A 13,646-nucleotide genomic window follows, 5' to 3' on the forward strand; every position below is an offset into this window, starting at 1 on the left:
GCCCCTTTAGGCTAGGAGTTAATTGTCGTGGCTAAAGAAAAATTTGATCGTTCCCTACCGCACGTAAACGTTGGCACCATCGGCCACGTTGACCACGGTAAAACCACTCTGACCGCTGCTCTGACTCGCGTCTGCTCCGAAGTTTTCGGTTCGGCCGTAGTTGAATTCGACAAGATCGACAGCGCTCCAGAAGAAAAAGCTCGCGGTATCACCATCAACACCGCGCACGTTGAGTACAACTCGAACATTCGTCACTACGCTCACGTTGACTGCCCAGGTCACGCTGACTACGTGAAGAACATGATCACTGGTGCTGCCCAGATGGACGGCGCGATCCTGGTTTGCTCGGCCGCTGATGGTCCGATGCCACAAACCCGTGAGCACATCCTGCTGTCCCGTCAGGTAGGCGTTCCGTACATCGTGGTTTTCCTGAACAAGGCAGACCTGGTAGACGACGCTGAGCTGCTGGAACTGGTTGAGATGGAAGTTCGCGACCTGCTGTCCACCTACGACTTCCCAGGCGACGACACTCCGATCATCATCGGTTCGGCTCGTATGGCGCTGGAAGGCAAAGCCGACAACGAAATGGGCACCACTGCTGTTAAGAAGCTGGTGGACACTCTGGACAGCTACATCCCAGAGCCAGAGCGTGCTATCGACAAGCCTTTCCTGATGCCAATCGAAGACGTGTTCTCGATCTCGGGTCGCGGTACTGTTGTGACCGGTCGTATCGAGCGCGGTATCGTTCGCGTTCAAGATGCCCTGGAAATCGTTGGTCTGCGTGACACCACCACCACCACCTGCACCGGTGTTGAGATGTTCCGCAAGCTGCTGGACGAAGGTCGTGCTGGTGAGAACTGCGGCGTTCTGCTGCGTGGTACCAAGCGTGACGACGTTGAGCGTGGTCAGGTTCTGGTTAAGCCGGGTTCGGTTAAGCCGCACACCAAGTTCACCGCAGAAGTTTACGTTCTGAGCAAGGAAGAAGGCGGTCGTCACACTCCGTTCTTCAAAGGCTACCGTCCGCAGTTCTACTTCCGTACTACTGACGTGACCGGTAACTGCGAGCTGCCAGAAGGCGTTGAAATGGTAATGCCAGGTGACAACATTCAGATGACTGTTACCCTGATCAAAACCATCGCGATGGAAGACGGTCTGCGTTTCGCTATCCGTGAAGGCGGTCGTACCGTCGGCGCTGGCGTCGTAGCCAAAATCATCGAGTAATCTCTTTTTTGAGATAGCTTCGATGAGTTGAAAAAGCCCCCGCTTAGCGGGGGCTTTTTTATTGGGTTGACACCTATCTGGGGCGTCTATAGAATTGCGCCTCCTTTTAACGGGCGTATTGCGCCCGGTGGGAATAGCAGCCGGAGTCTGAAATCCAATGCAAAATCAGCAAATCCGTATCAGGTTGAAGGCTTTTGACCATCGCCTGATCGACCAATCAACCCAGGAAATCGTGGAAACCGCGAAACGTACTGGTGCTCAAGTGCGTGGTCCAATTCCACTGCCTACCCGTAAAGAGCGGTTCACCGTTCTGGTTTCCCCGCACGTCAACAAAGACGCGCGTGACCAGTACGAAATCCGCACTCATAAGCGCGTTCTGGACATCGTCCAGCCAACGGATAAAACCGTTGATGCACTTATGAAGCTTGATCTTGCGGCCGGTGTGGAAGTGCAGATCAGCCTCGGCTAAGACTCGGTCTTGGTCGTGTAACGCTCTGAAATGGGCGGCCATAGCGGGTGAAAGCCCCGTACACTCATGAGGTTTACAACATGACTATTGGTGTAGTCGGTCGTAAAGCGGGTATGACCCGTATTTTCACCGAAGAAGGTGTCTCCATTCCGGTCACGGTCATTGAGATCGAGCCGAATCGCGTCACCCAGTTCAAAACTGAAGAAACCGATGGCTATCGTGCAGTGCAAGTCACTGTCGGCGAGCGTCGTGCTTCCCGTGTAACAGCTGCTCAGGCTGGCCACTTCGCCAAGGCGAACGTTGCCGCTGGTCGTACCGTAATGGAATTCCGTCTTGAAGAAGGCGAGTACCAGGCCGGCGATCTGATCAACGCTGAAATCTTCGCTGCTGGTCAACTGGTTGATGTAACCGGTCAGTCCAAAGGTAAAGGCTTCCAGGGTACGATCAAGCGTTGGAACTTCCGCGGGCAAGATAACACCCACGGTAACTCCGTATCCCACCGCGTCCCAGGCTCTATCGGCCAGTGCCAGACTCCTGGTCGTGTATTCAAGGGCAAAAAAATGTCCGGTCATATGGGCGCTGAGCGCGTGACCGTGCAGTCCCTGGAAGTAGTGCGCGTGGACGCTGAACGCAATCTGTTGTTGGTCAAGGGTGCTGTTCCTGGCGCTACTGGCGGCAACCTGGTTGTACGTCCAGCAGCCAAGGCTCGCGGTTAAGGGGAAGCTGACATGCAATTAAATGTAAATGACGCTCAAGCGATCGAAGTTTCCGAACTGACATTTGGCGGCGAGTTCAACGAGACGCTGGTTCACCAAGCAGTCGTGGCCTACATGGCTGGCGGCCGTCAAGGTAGCAAGCAGCAAAAGACCCGTTCCGACGTTCGTGGTGGCGGTAAGCGCCCATGGCGTCAGAAAGGTACTGGCCGTGCTCGTGCCGGTACTATCCGTAGCCCAATCTGGCGCGGCGGCGGCACCACTTTCGCAGCTCGTCCACAAGATCACTCCCAGAAGCTGAACAAGAAGATGTATCGCGCAGCAATGCGTTCCATCCTTGCTGAGCTGGTGCGTACTGATCGTCTGGTCGTGGTTCAGGATTTCGCAGTTGAAACTCCGAAAACCAAAGACCTGTTGGGCAAACTGAACAACATGAGCCTGACCGACGTTCTGATCGTGTCTGACGCTGTTGATCAGAACCTGTACCTGGCTGCTCGCAACCTGCCACACGTAGATGTACGTGACGTGCAAGGTTCCGATCCAGTTAGTCTGATCGCATACGACAAGGTGTTGATCACCGTGTCGGCCGTGAAGAAATTCGAGGAGCTGCTGGGATGAACCAGGAACGCGTATTTAAAGTTCTGCTTGGCCCGCACGTTTCCGAGAAGGCTACGGTTCTGGCAGACAAGAAAGGCCAGTTCGTTTTCAAGGTTGCTACTGATGCAACCAAGCTGGAAATCAAGAAGGCCGTCGAAAGCCTGTTCAGCGTGAAAGTTGAGCGTGTTACTACCCTGAACGTTCTGGGTAAGAGCAAGCGCACCGCTCGCGGTCTGGGCAAGCGTAATGACTGGAAGAAGGCAGTTATCTCCCTTCAGCCAGGCCAAGATCTCGATTTCAGCAGCAGTGCTGAGTAAGGAAGGGGTGCATCATGGCAATCGTTAAATGCAAACCGACTTCCCCTGGCCGCCGTTTTGTGGTCAAGGTGGTCAACCAGGAGCTGCATAAAGGCGCTCCTCACGCACCGCTGCTCGAGAAAAAATCGAAGTCTGGTGGTCGTAACAACAATGGCCGTATTACCACTCGTCACATCGGTGGTGGTCATAAGCAGCATTACCGTATGGTCGATTTTCGTCGCAACGACAAAGATGGCATCGTCGCCACTGTCGAGCGTATCGAATACGATCCAAACCGTACTGCTCACATCGCACTGCTGTGCTACGCAGACGGCGAGCGCCGCTACATCATTGCCCCTAAAGGCGTGAGTGCTGGCGACCAGCTGATCGCAGGCGCTCTGGCTCCAATCAAGCCAGGCAACGCTCTGCAACTGCGCAACATTCCAGTCGGTTCTACCGTACACGGCATCGAACTGAAGCCAGGTAAAGGCGCACAGATCGCTCGCTCCGCTGGTGCTTCGGCTCAGCTGATCGCTCGTGAAGGTGTGTACGTTACCCTGCGTCTGCGTTCCGGTGAAATGCGTAAAGTGCTGGCTGAGTGCCGTGCGACCCTGGGCGAAGTCTCGAACTCCGAGCACAGCCTGCGTTCGCTGGGTAAAGCTGGTGCCAAGCGCTGGCGTGGCGTTCGCCCAACCGTTCGTGGTGTTGCCATGAACCCGGTTGACCACCCACATGGTGGTGGTGAAGGTCGTACCTCTGGTGGTCGTCATCCGGTATCGCCATGGGGCTTCCCGACTAAGGGCGCGAAGACTCGTGGTAATAAGCGTACCGACAAAATGATCGTCCGTCGTCGCAAGTAAATAGAGGGATACGACAGTGCCACGTTCTCTGAAAAAAGGTCCTTTTATTGATCTTCACCTACTGAAGAAGATCGAAGTGGCGGCGGAAAAGAACGATCGCAAACCAATTAAGACTTGGTCGCGCCGTTCGATGATCCTGCCACAAATGGTCGGTCTGACCATCGCAGTACACAACGGTCGTCAGCACGTCCCAGTTCTCGTTAACGAAGACATGGTCGGCCACAAACTGGGCGAGTTCGCCGGTACCCGCAACTATCGCGGGCACGTGGCAGACAAGAAAGCCAAGCGTTAAGGGGTAAGGAAATGGAAGTAGCCGCTAAGTTGTCGGGCGCTCGAATCTCCGCCCAGAAAGCCCGCTTGGTCGCCGACCAGATCCGCGGGAAGAAGGTGGGCGAAGCGCTCAACCTGTTGGCTTTCAGCAGTAAGAAAGCCGCCGAGATCATGAAAAAAGTGCTGGAGTCGGCCGTAGCCAACGCCGAGCATAACGAAGGCGCAGACGTTGATGACCTGAAGGTCAGCACCGTTTTCGTCAACGAAGGGCGTTCGCTGAAGCGCATCATGCCACGTGCCAAAGGCCGTGCTGATCGCATCGTCAAGCGGTCTTGCCATATCACTGTCAAGGTTGCTGACAAGTAACGGAGTCGAAGAGATGGGTCAGAAAGTACATCCCATTGGCATTCGCCTGGGAATCGTCAAGGAGCACACCTCCGTCTGGTACGCAGACGGTCGGACTTATGCGGACTATTTGCTCGCAGATCTGAAGGTGCGTGAGTATCTCCAAGACAAACTAAAAAGCGCGTCCGTAAGCCGTATCGATATCCATCGTCCGGCTCAAACTGCACGCATCACCATCCACACCGCTCGTCCAGGTATCGTTATCGGGAAGAAAGGTGAAGATGTTGAAAAACTGCGTCAGGACCTGACCAAGCAAATGGGTGTGCCTGTGCACATCAATATCGAAGAGATCCGCAAGCCGGAACTCGACGGTATGCTGGTTGCCCAGAGCGTAGCTCAGCAGCTGGAGCGTCGTGTGATGTTCCGTCGCGCCATGAAGCGCGCCGTACAGAACGCCATGCGCATTGGTGCCAAAGGCATCAAAATCCAAGTGAGCGGTCGTCTCGGCGGTGCTGAAATCGCACGTACTGAATGGTATCGCGAAGGTCGTGTGCCACTGCACACCTTGCGTGCCGATATCGACTATGCCACCTACGAAGCTCACACCACTTACGGTGTGATCGGTGTAAAGGTTTGGATCTTCAAAGGCGAAGTAATTGGTGGTCGCCAAGAAGAACTGAAACCACAAGCACCAGCGCCTCGTAAAAAAGCTGCTAAGTAAGGGGTACGCCAAATGTTGCAACCAAAGCGTACGAAGTTCCGCAAGCAGATGACCGGCCACAACCGTGGTCTGGCACTGCGCGGTAGCAAAGTCAGCTTCGGCGAGTTCGCGCTGAAGTCTGTTGCTCGTGGTCGTCTCACCGCTCGTCAGATCGAGTCAGCGCGTCGTGCTCTGACCCGTCACGTAAAACGTGGCGGCAAGATCTGGATCCGTGTATTCCCGGACAAGCCGATCTCCAAGAAACCTCTCGAGGTTCGTATGGGTAAAGGTAAGGGTAACGTGGAGTACTGGGTTGCCCAGATTCAGCCAGGCAAAGTCCTGTATGAAATCGAGGGTGTTTCTGAAGAGCTGGCGCGTGAGGCTTTCGCCCTGGCTGCTGCAAAGCTGCCGCTCGCCACCTCCTTTGTTAAACGGACGGTGATGTGATGAAAGCGAATGAACTTCGTGAAAAATCCGCACAGCAGCTGAACGAGCAACTGCTCGGCTTGCTGCGCGACCAGTTCAATCTGCGCATGCAGAAAGCAACTGGCCAGTTGGGGCAGTCTCATCTGCTCTCGCAAGTTAAGCGTGACATCGCTCGCGTGAAGACTGTGCTCAACCAGCAGGCAGGTAAGTGATCATGGCTGAAGCCGAAAAAACTGTCCGTACGCTGACTGGCCGTGTTGTCAGCGACAAGATGGACAAAACCATCACCGTTCTGATCGAGCGTCGCGTTAAGCACCCGATCTACGGTAAATACGTTAAGCGTTCGACTAAGCTGCACGCGCACGACGAAACCAATCAGTGCCACATCGGCGACAAAGTCACTATTCGTGAAACTCGTCCGATGGCCAAGACCAAGTCTTGGGCGCTGGTTGATGTTCTCGAACGCGCTGTGGAAGTCTAAGGGCTAGGGGTCGGAGAAATTATATGATTCAGACTCAATCCATGCTCGATGTGGCCGATAACAGCGGCGCTCGCCGTGTTATGTGCATCAAGGTGCTGGGTGGCTCCCATCGTCGTTACGCTGGTATCGGTGACATCATCAAAGTTACCGTGAAGGAAGCAATTCCTCGCGGTAAGGTGAAAAAAGGCCAAGTGATGACTGCTGTCGTAGTCCGCACTCGTCACGGCGTACGTCGTGCTGATGGCTCCATTATCCGCTTTGATGGCAACGCTGCTGTTCTTCTGAACAACAAGCAAGAGCCGATCGGCACCCGTATCTTTGGGCCAGTGACCCGTGAACTTCGTACTGAGAAGTTCATGAAGATCGTCTCGCTCGCCCCAGAAGTGCTGTAAGGAGATCCGACATGCAAAAGATTCGTCGTGACGACGAGATCATCGTGATCGCCGGCAAAGACAAAGGTAAGCGCGGTAAGGTGCTGAAGGTTCTTGCTGACAACCGTCTGGTTGTTGGTGGTCTGAACCTGGTCAAGCGTCATACCAAGCCTAACCCGATGTCGGGCGTACAGGGCGGTATCGTCGAGAAAGAAGCGCCACTGCACGCTTCCAACGTCGCCATCTTCAACGGCGAAACCAACAAGGCTGACCGCGTTGGTTTCAAAGTAGAAGACGGTAAGAAAATTCGTGTCTTCAAGTCGACCCAAAAAGCGGTTGATGCTTGAACACTGCTAGGTAGAAGACCATGGCACGACTAAAAGAGATTTACCGGAAGGAAATCGCACCGAAACTTAAGGAAGAACTTAAGCTTTCGAACGTGATGGAAGTTCCGCGCGTTACCAAAATCACCCTGAACATGGGTCTGGGCGAAGCGATCGGCGACAAAAAAGTCATCGAGCACGCTGTTGCTGACCTGGAAAAGATCACCGGCCAGAAAGTCGTTGTGACCTACGCTCGCAAATCCATCGCTGGCTTTAAAGTCCGTGAAGGTTGGCCGATCGGCGTCAAAGTGACCCTGCGCCGTGAGCGTATGTACGAGTTCCTGGATCGTCTGCTGTCGATCTCCCTGCCTCGGGTTCGCGACTTCCGCGGCCTGAATGCCAAGTCCTTCGATGGTCGTGGCAACTACAGCATGGGCGTGAAAGAGCAGATCATTTTCCCGGAAATCGACTACGACAAGATCGATGCTCTCCGCGGTCTGGACATTACCCTGACCACCACTGCCAAGAACGATGACGAAGGCCGCGCTCTGCTGCGTGCTTTCAAATTCCCGTTCCGCAACTGATTGGAGTAGGAAAATGGCCAAGAAGAGCATGAAAAACCGTGAGCTGAAGCGTCAGCTCACCGTTGCCAAGTACGCCACCAAGCGTGCAGCGCTGAAAGCTATCATCGTTGATCTGAACGCAAGTCCAGAAGCGCGTTGGGAAGCTACCGTAGCTCTGCAGAAGCAGCCACGTGACGCAAGCGCCTCGCGCATGCGTAACCGCTGCCGCCTGACTGGTCGTCCGCACGGCGTTTACCGCAAGTTCGGCCTGGGCCGTAACAAGCTGCGTGAAGCTGCCATGCGTGGTGACGTTCCAGGTCTGGTTAAAGCCAGCTGGTAATTGCTGTCAAAGTCTCGATGGTCAGGATCGCAAGAACCTGACCATCGGTGGCCTTGAACATGAATCAAGCCCCTTTTGGGGCTTGATTCATTTCTGGGGTGTGTCTAGAATGACCGGCTCGCCTGAGCCCGTGTTTTTCTGCCCGGAATTTCTCGGCGACAAGTAGTAGCCGCAAGGCTAATTTTTCTGTATTAGGAGCGTCTAGCCCATGAGTATGCAGGACCCGTTAGCGGACATGCTAACTCGAATCCGTAATGCCCAGATGGCTGAAAAGTCCGTCGTAAGCATGCCTTCTTCCACGTTGAAGGTGGCTGTAGCTAAAGTCCTGAAGGACGAAGGTTACATCGCGGGTTATCAGATCAGCAGCGAAACCAAACCACTGCTGTCTATCGAGCTGAAATATTTCGAAGGCCGTCCGGTTATCGAAGAAGTCAAGCGCGTTAGCCGTCCAGGCCTGCGTCAGTACAAGTCCGTCGAAGAGCTGCCAAAAGTACGTGGCGGTCTCGGCGTGTCTATCGTCTCCACCAACAAAGGTGTGATGACTGATCGTGCTGCGCGCGCTGCCGGTGTCGGCGGCGAAGTTCTTTGCACTGTGTTCTAAGGGGGGATAAGCATGTCTCGCGTCGCTAAGAACCCCGTTAAGCTGCCAGCCGGTGTCGAAGTAAAATTCGCAGGCCAACAGCTTTCGGTGAAGGGTGCCAAGGGTACTCTTGAACTGAACGTCCATTCGTCCGTTGAGATCGTTGAAGAAGCCGGTGAGCTGCGTTTTGCTGCTCGCAATGGCGATCAACAGACTCGCGCAATGGCCGGTACCACTCGTGCGTTGGTAAACAACATGGTCCAGGGCGTAAGCCAAGGCTTCGAGCGCAAGCTCCAGCTGGTCGGTGTTGGTTACAAGGCGCAAGCAAAAGGTCAGGTGCTGAACCTGGCTCTTGGCTTCTCGCACCCAGTGGATTACGAACTGCCGGAAGGCATCACCGCTGAGACTCCTAGCCAGACCGATATCCTGATCAAGGGCATCGACAAGCAGCTGGTAGGTCAAGTGGCCGCCGAGATCCGCGACTTCCGTCCACCAGAGCCGTACAAAGGCAAAGGTGTGCGCTACGCGGACGAAGTCGTCCGTCGTAAAGAAGCCAAGAAGAAGTAGGGCATAGCAAATGACCGACAAAAAAGTTACTCGACTGCGTCGCGCTCGCAAAGCACGCCTGAAAATGCACGAACTCGAAGTCGTGCGTCTCTGCGTGTTCCGCTCTTCGCAGCACATCTACGCCCAGGTCATTTCGGCCGACGGCAACAAAGTCCTGGCAAGCGCCTCGACTTTGGATAAAGAACTGCGTGATGGCGCCACTGGCAACATCGACGCGGCCACTAAGGTTGGCCAGCTGGTCGCTACGCGTGCTAAGGCCGCTGGCGTCTCGCAGGTGGCTTTCGACCGCTCTGGCTTCAAGTACCACGGCCGCGTAAAAGCGCTGGCTGATGCTGCTCGTGAAGCTGGGCTGGAGTTCTAAGTTATGTCAAATAACGACCAAAAGCGCGACGAAGGCTACATCGAGAAGCTGGTTCAAGTTAACCGCGTAGCCAAAACCGTTAAAGGCGGCCGTATCTTCACTTTCACCGCGTTGACCGTGGTTGGTGATGGTAAGGGCCGTGTTGGCTTCGGCCGTGGCAAGTCGCGTGAAGTGCCTGCTGCGATCCAGAAGGCAATGGAAGCTGCTCGCCGCAACATGATCCAGGTTGATCTGAACGGCACTACCCTGCAGTACGCAATGAAGTCCGCTCACGGCGCTTCGAAGGTGTACATGCAGCCTGCTTCTGAAGGTACCGGTATCATCGCTGGCGGCGCTATGCGTGCTGTCCTCGAAGTTGCTGGCGTTCAGAACGTTCTGGCCAAGTGCTACGGCTCGACTAACCCTGTAAACGTGGTTCACGCCACTTTCAAGGGTCTGAAAGCCATGCAGTCTCCTGAATCCATTGCAGCCAAGCGTGGCCTGCGTGTTGAGGAGATCAAGTAATCATGGCTACCGTTAAAGTTACGCTGATCAAAAGCATGACCGGCCGCATCCCTAACCACAAACTGTGCGTTAAGGGTCTGGGTCTGCGTCGCATCGGTCACACTGTAGAAGTCCAGGATACTCCCGAGAATCGCGGGATGATCAACAAGGCTTACTACATGCTGCGTGTCGAGGGTTAATCGATGAAACTCAATGATCTGAGTCCAGCGCCGGGTTCCCGTCGCGAAAAGCATCGTCCGGGCCGTGGTATCGGTAGTGGTTTGGGTAAGACTGGTGGCCGTGGTCACAAAGGTCAGACCTCTCGCTCCGGTGGCACCATTGCTCCAGGCTTTGAAGGCGGTCAACAGCCGCTGCATCGTCGCCTGCCGAAGTTCGGTTTCGTTTCCCTGAAGGCCATGGATCGCGCAGAAGTGCGTCTGTCCGAGCTGGCTAAAGTGGAAGGCGACATCGTCACTGTGCAGTCCCTGAAAGATGCCAACGTGATCAACGTCAACGTACAGCGTGTGAAAATCATGCTGTCCGGTGAAGTGACTCGCGCTGTCACTATCGGCAAGGGAATCGGCGCCACCAAAGGTGCGCGTGCGGCTATCGAAGCAGCTGGCGGCAAGTTCGAGGAATAAATGGCTAAGCAAGGTGCTCTCTCTGCGCTCGGCAAAGGCGGTATGTCTGAACTCTGGGCTCGTCTGCGTTTTCTGTTCCTGGCGATTATCGTCTACCGAATAGGCGCACACATCCCGGTTCCAGGTATCAACCCGGACCGACTCGCGGACCTGTTTCGACAGAATGAGGGGACCATTCTTAGCTTGTTCAACATGTTTTCCGGCGGCGCGCTGGAGCGGATGAGCATCTTTGCACTGGGGATCATGCCGTACATTTCGGCATCGATCATCATGCAACTGATGACTGCCGTCAGCCCGCAGCTGGAGCAGTTGAAGAAGGAAGGTGAAGCTGGCCGTCGCAAGATCAGCCAGTACACCCGCTACGGCACCGTCGTCCTCGCTCTCGTCCAGGCCATTGGCATGTCCATTGGTCTGGCAGGGCAGGGCGTTGCGTTCACTGGTGACTTTGGCTTCCATTTCGTCGCGGTATCCACGTTTGTGGCTGGTGCGATGTTCATGATGTGGCTGGGTGAGCAGATTACTGAGCGTGGTGTAGGCAACGGTATCTCGATGTTGATTTTTTCGGGTATCGTCGCCGGTCTTCCGAGAGCAATCGGGCAGTCTTTCGAGTCTGCGCGTCAGGGTGATATCAATATCTTCGCCCTGGTTGCCATCGGTTTGCTGGCAGTAGCGATTATCGGTTTCGTGGTGTTCATTGAGCGTGGTCAGCGTCGTATCGCTGTTCACTACGCCAAGCGTCAGCAAGGCCGCAAGGTTTTCGCTGCGCAGACTAGCCACTTGCCGCTGAAGGTGAACATGGCCGGTGTTATTCCGGCTATTTTCGCGAGCAGCATTTTGCTGTTCCCGGCTTCGTTGGGTGCCTGGTTTGGTCAGTCTGAAGGTATGGGCTGGTTGCAGGACATCTCGCAGTCGATCGCTCCTGGTCAGCCGTTGAATATTCTGCTGTTTAGTGCAGGGATTATTTTCTTCTGCTTCTTCTATACGGCGTTGATGTTCAATCCGAAAGACGTAGCGGAAAACCTGAAGAAGTCCGGTGCCTTTATTCCGGGCATCCGTCCAGGTGAGCAGTCTGCGCGCTACATTGATGGCGTTCTGACTCGCTTGACCATGTTCGGTGCTCTTTACATGACGGCCGTGTGCCTGTTGCCCCAGTTCCTGGTGGTTGCAGCAAACGTTCCGTTCTACCTTGGCGGGACCTCGTTGCTGATCGTGGTCGTGGTTGTGATGGACTTCATGTCCCAAGTACAATCGCACCTCGTTTCGCACCAGTACGAATCCCTGATGAAGAAAGCCAACCTGAAGGGTTACGGCAGCGGCATGTTGCGCTGAGTACCCATAAGGTTCGAGGAGTTGGTGATGAAAGTTCGTGCATCGGTGAAAAAGCTGTGCCGTAACTGCAAGATTATTCGCCGCGAAGGTGTTGTTCGAGTAATTTGCAGCGCGGAACCGCGTCACAAACAGCGCCAAGGCTGAGTGTGATTGTGCTTCAAGCCCGGCAGCTAGTGCGCTGCCGGGTTGATTATTTGTTATTACAGCGATATTATCTCGCGCCCTATTTCTTGGCTTCCGGGGCGTAGGTAGCTGTCAATTGGAGTCCCACTGAATGGCCCGTATTGCAGGCGTTAACATTCCAGATAACAAGCATACTGTTATCTCGCTGACCTACATCTATGGTGTTGGTCGCACTACTGCGCAGAAAATCTGTGCAGTGACTGGGGTAAACCCAGCAGCAAAGATCAAGGATCTGAGCGACGAGCAAATTGAACAGCTGCGTGGCGAAGTGGCGAAGTTCACCACTGAAGGTGACCTGCGTCGCGAAATCAACATGAAAATCAAGCGCTTGATGGACCTCGGTTGCTATCGCGGTCTGCGTCATCGTCGTGGTCTGCCAGTACGCGGTCAGCGTACCAAGACCAACGCGCGTACCCGTAAAGGTCCGCGTAAGCCGATCCGCAAGTAATCGCCCCAGCGAATCGACAGGAATTTAATCATGGCAAAACCTGCTGCTCGTCCTCGTAAAAAAGTTAAAAAGACAGTGGTTGATGGCATCGCCCACATCCATGCTTCTTTTAACAACACCATCGTGACCATTACCGACCGTCAAGGTAACGCTCTTTCCTGGGCTACCTCCGGTGGTTCGGGTTTCCGCGGTTCCCGCAAGTCCACCCCGTTCGCTGCTCAAGTAGCTGCTGAGCGTGCTGGTCAAGCTGCGCTGGAATACGGCCTGAAAAACCTCGACGTAAACGTCAAGGGCCCAGGTCCAGGTCGTGAATCCGCAGTCCGCGCTTTGAACGGCTGTGGCTACAAGATCGCCAGCATCACCGACGTGACGCCAATCCCGCACAACGGGTGCCGTCCGCCGAAGAAGCGCCGCGTGTAATCCAGGAGATTGTAAAGAATGGCTCGTTACATTGGTCCAAAATGCAAACTCGCTCGTCGCGAAGGCACCGATCTCTTCCTGAAGAGCGGCGTGCGCGCGATCGAATCGAAGTGCAACATTGAAGCAGCACCTGGTATCCACGGCCAACGCCGCGGTCGCCAGTCCGACTACGGCACCCAACTGCGTGAGAAGCAGAAGGTTCGTCGTATCTACGGCGTTCTCGAGCGTCAGTTCAGCGGCTACTACAAAGAAGCTGCTGGCAAGAAAGGTGCAACCGGTGAAAACCTGCTGCAACTGCTCGAATGCCGTCTGGACAACGTCGTATACCGTATGGGCTTTGGTTCGACTCGTGCCGAATCCCGTCAGCTGGTATCGCACAAGTCGATCAGCGTTAACGGTCAGACCGTAAACGTTCCTTCGTACCAGGTTCGTGCTGGTGACGTGGTCGCTGTTCGCGAGAAAGCAAAAAATCAACTTCGCATTGTCCAAGCTCTCGATCTGTGTGCTCAACGTGGCCGCGTAGAGTGGGTAGAAGTAGACACTGAGAAGAAGTCGGGCGTTTTCAAGAACGTTCCTGCTCGCAGTGATCTGTCCGCCGACATCAACGAAAGCCTGATTGTCGAGCTCTACTCCAAGTAAGGGCTAGAAAATAGGTGCAT

At 54.8% G+C, this 13,646-nt stretch carries 27 protein-coding genes; all 27 read left to right on the forward strand.

Going from position 1 to position 13,646, the window contains the following annotated elements:
* Positions 1-27: 27 nt before the first annotated feature.
* The 27 genes from tuf to rpsD all read left to right on the forward strand — a co-directional run bounded on the left by tuf (position 28) and on the right by rpsD (position 13,626).
* On the forward strand, positions 28-1,221 hold the full coding sequence (tuf, locus tag J5M72_RS05460; RefSeq protein WP_207864544.1) for an elongation factor Tu: 1,194 nt from the start codon (positions 28-30) through the stop codon (positions 1,219-1,221).
* Between the two features lie 157 nt (positions 1,222-1,378).
* Entirely contained in the window at positions 1,379-1,690 is a 312-nt protein-coding gene (gene rpsJ / locus J5M72_RS05465; RefSeq protein WP_003186070.1) for a 30S ribosomal protein S10, read from the forward strand.
* Between the two features lie 80 nt (positions 1,691-1,770).
* A complete protein-coding gene (rplC, locus tag J5M72_RS05470; protein WP_007955641.1) occupies positions 1,771-2,406 on the forward strand; it encodes a 50S ribosomal protein L3 in 636 nt (211 codons plus the stop codon).
* Between the two features lie 12 nt (positions 2,407-2,418).
* Complete coding sequence (rplD, locus tag J5M72_RS05475; RefSeq protein WP_003228735.1) at positions 2,419-3,021, forward strand: 50S ribosomal protein L4; 603 nt, start codon at positions 2,419-2,421, stop codon at positions 3,019-3,021.
* A complete protein-coding gene (rplW, locus tag J5M72_RS05480) occupies positions 3,018-3,317 on the forward strand; it encodes a 50S ribosomal protein L23 (protein WP_002555488.1) in 300 nt (99 codons plus the stop codon). The genes rplD and rplW overlap by 4 nt, the downstream gene beginning before the upstream one ends.
* A gap of 14 nt (positions 3,318-3,331) precedes the next feature.
* Positions 3,332-4,156: a 50S ribosomal protein L2 gene (gene rplB / locus J5M72_RS05485; protein ID WP_016772943.1), complete on the forward strand. Its 825-nt coding sequence runs from the start codon at positions 3,332-3,334 to the stop codon at positions 4,154-4,156.
* A 16-nt stretch (positions 4,157-4,172) separates the two neighbouring features.
* A complete protein-coding gene (gene rpsS, locus J5M72_RS05490) occupies positions 4,173-4,448 on the forward strand; it encodes a 30S ribosomal protein S19 (RefSeq protein WP_011336172.1) in 276 nt (91 codons plus the stop codon).
* Between the two features lie 11 nt (positions 4,449-4,459).
* Complete coding sequence (rplV, locus tag J5M72_RS05495) at positions 4,460-4,792, forward strand: 50S ribosomal protein L22 (protein WP_003103908.1); 333 nt, start codon at positions 4,460-4,462, stop codon at positions 4,790-4,792.
* Positions 4,793-4,805: 13 nt separating this feature from the next.
* A complete protein-coding gene (gene rpsC / locus J5M72_RS05500) occupies positions 4,806-5,492 on the forward strand; it encodes a 30S ribosomal protein S3 (RefSeq protein ID WP_085688068.1) in 687 nt (228 codons plus the stop codon).
* A gap of 12 nt (positions 5,493-5,504) precedes the next feature.
* Entirely contained in the window at positions 5,505-5,918 is a 414-nt protein-coding gene (gene rplP / locus J5M72_RS05505; RefSeq protein WP_003228729.1) for a 50S ribosomal protein L16, read from the forward strand.
* Positions 5,918-6,109: a 50S ribosomal protein L29 gene (rpmC, locus tag J5M72_RS05510; RefSeq protein ID WP_002555481.1), complete on the forward strand. Its 192-nt coding sequence runs from the start codon at positions 5,918-5,920 to the stop codon at positions 6,107-6,109. Before rplP ends, rpmC begins: the two co-directional genes overlap by 1 nt.
* 2 nt (positions 6,110-6,111) lie before the next feature.
* Positions 6,112-6,378, forward strand: coding sequence for a 30S ribosomal protein S17 (rpsQ, locus tag J5M72_RS05515; RefSeq protein ID WP_003194644.1), 267 nt, complete (start codon positions 6,112-6,114; stop codon positions 6,376-6,378).
* Between the two features lie 23 nt (positions 6,379-6,401).
* On the forward strand, positions 6,402-6,770 hold the full coding sequence (gene rplN / locus J5M72_RS05520) for a 50S ribosomal protein L14 (RefSeq protein WP_002555479.1): 369 nt from the start codon (positions 6,402-6,404) through the stop codon (positions 6,768-6,770).
* Positions 6,771-6,781: 11 nt separating this feature from the next.
* Positions 6,782-7,096 carry a 50S ribosomal protein L24 gene (gene rplX / locus J5M72_RS05525; protein WP_003186046.1) on the forward strand — a complete coding sequence of 105 codons (315 nt, stop codon included), beginning with the start codon at positions 6,782-6,784 and terminating at the stop codon, positions 7,094-7,096.
* Between the two features lie 20 nt (positions 7,097-7,116).
* On the forward strand, positions 7,117-7,656 hold the full coding sequence (gene rplE / locus J5M72_RS05530) for a 50S ribosomal protein L5 (RefSeq protein WP_003210069.1): 540 nt from the start codon (positions 7,117-7,119) through the stop codon (positions 7,654-7,656).
* A gap of 13 nt (positions 7,657-7,669) precedes the next feature.
* The gene (gene rpsN / locus J5M72_RS05535; protein ID WP_003228726.1) at positions 7,670-7,975 is read left to right on the forward strand and encodes a 30S ribosomal protein S14; all 306 of its coding nucleotides are present in this window, start codon (positions 7,670-7,672) and stop codon (positions 7,973-7,975) included.
* Between the two features lie 208 nt (positions 7,976-8,183).
* On the forward strand, positions 8,184-8,576 hold the full coding sequence (gene rpsH, locus J5M72_RS05540; RefSeq protein ID WP_011336171.1) for a 30S ribosomal protein S8: 393 nt from the start codon (positions 8,184-8,186) through the stop codon (positions 8,574-8,576).
* A 12-nt stretch (positions 8,577-8,588) separates the two neighbouring features.
* Positions 8,589-9,122: a 50S ribosomal protein L6 gene (gene rplF, locus J5M72_RS05545; protein ID WP_065259511.1), complete on the forward strand. Its 534-nt coding sequence runs from the start codon at positions 8,589-8,591 to the stop codon at positions 9,120-9,122.
* A gap of 10 nt (positions 9,123-9,132) precedes the next feature.
* The gene (gene rplR, locus J5M72_RS05550; protein ID WP_003186037.1) at positions 9,133-9,483 is read left to right on the forward strand and encodes a 50S ribosomal protein L18; all 351 of its coding nucleotides are present in this window, start codon (positions 9,133-9,135) and stop codon (positions 9,481-9,483) included.
* 3 nt (positions 9,484-9,486) lie between these two features.
* The gene (gene rpsE, locus J5M72_RS05555) at positions 9,487-9,987 is read left to right on the forward strand and encodes a 30S ribosomal protein S5 (protein WP_007955637.1); all 501 of its coding nucleotides are present in this window, start codon (positions 9,487-9,489) and stop codon (positions 9,985-9,987) included.
* A gap of 2 nt (positions 9,988-9,989) precedes the next feature.
* Complete coding sequence (rpmD, locus tag J5M72_RS05560; protein WP_003176408.1) at positions 9,990-10,166, forward strand: 50S ribosomal protein L30; 177 nt, start codon at positions 9,990-9,992, stop codon at positions 10,164-10,166.
* A 3-nt stretch (positions 10,167-10,169) separates the two neighbouring features.
* Positions 10,170-10,607, forward strand: a complete 438-nt coding sequence (gene rplO, locus J5M72_RS05565) for a 50S ribosomal protein L15 (RefSeq protein ID WP_003228720.1) — start codon at positions 10,170-10,172, stop codon at positions 10,605-10,607.
* Positions 10,608-11,936, forward strand: coding sequence for a preprotein translocase subunit SecY (secY, locus tag J5M72_RS05570; RefSeq protein WP_003228718.1), 1,329 nt, complete (start codon positions 10,608-10,610; stop codon positions 11,934-11,936). It begins immediately after the preceding gene.
* Between the two features lie 27 nt (positions 11,937-11,963).
* Positions 11,964-12,080, forward strand: a complete 117-nt coding sequence (gene rpmJ / locus J5M72_RS05575; RefSeq protein WP_002555468.1) for a 50S ribosomal protein L36 — start codon at positions 11,964-11,966, stop codon at positions 12,078-12,080.
* Between the two features lie 130 nt (positions 12,081-12,210).
* Positions 12,211-12,567 carry a 30S ribosomal protein S13 gene (gene rpsM / locus J5M72_RS05580; protein ID WP_003186020.1) on the forward strand — a complete coding sequence of 119 codons (357 nt, stop codon included), beginning with the start codon at positions 12,211-12,213 and terminating at the stop codon, positions 12,565-12,567.
* A 30-nt stretch (positions 12,568-12,597) separates the two neighbouring features.
* Entirely contained in the window at positions 12,598-12,987 is a 390-nt protein-coding gene (gene rpsK, locus J5M72_RS05585; RefSeq protein ID WP_002555466.1) for a 30S ribosomal protein S11, read from the forward strand.
* Positions 12,988-13,005: 18 nt separating this feature from the next.
* Positions 13,006-13,626, forward strand: coding sequence for a 30S ribosomal protein S4 (rpsD, locus tag J5M72_RS05590; protein ID WP_003176404.1), 621 nt, complete (start codon positions 13,006-13,008; stop codon positions 13,624-13,626).
* The last annotated feature ends 20 nt before the right edge of the window (positions 13,627-13,646 follow it).

Origin of the sequence: Pseudomonas sp. 58(2021) (genome assembly GCF_017491585.1) — a bacterium.
Classification (GTDB): domain Bacteria; phylum Pseudomonadota; class Gammaproteobacteria; order Pseudomonadales; family Pseudomonadaceae; genus Aquipseudomonas; species Aquipseudomonas fluorescens_BT.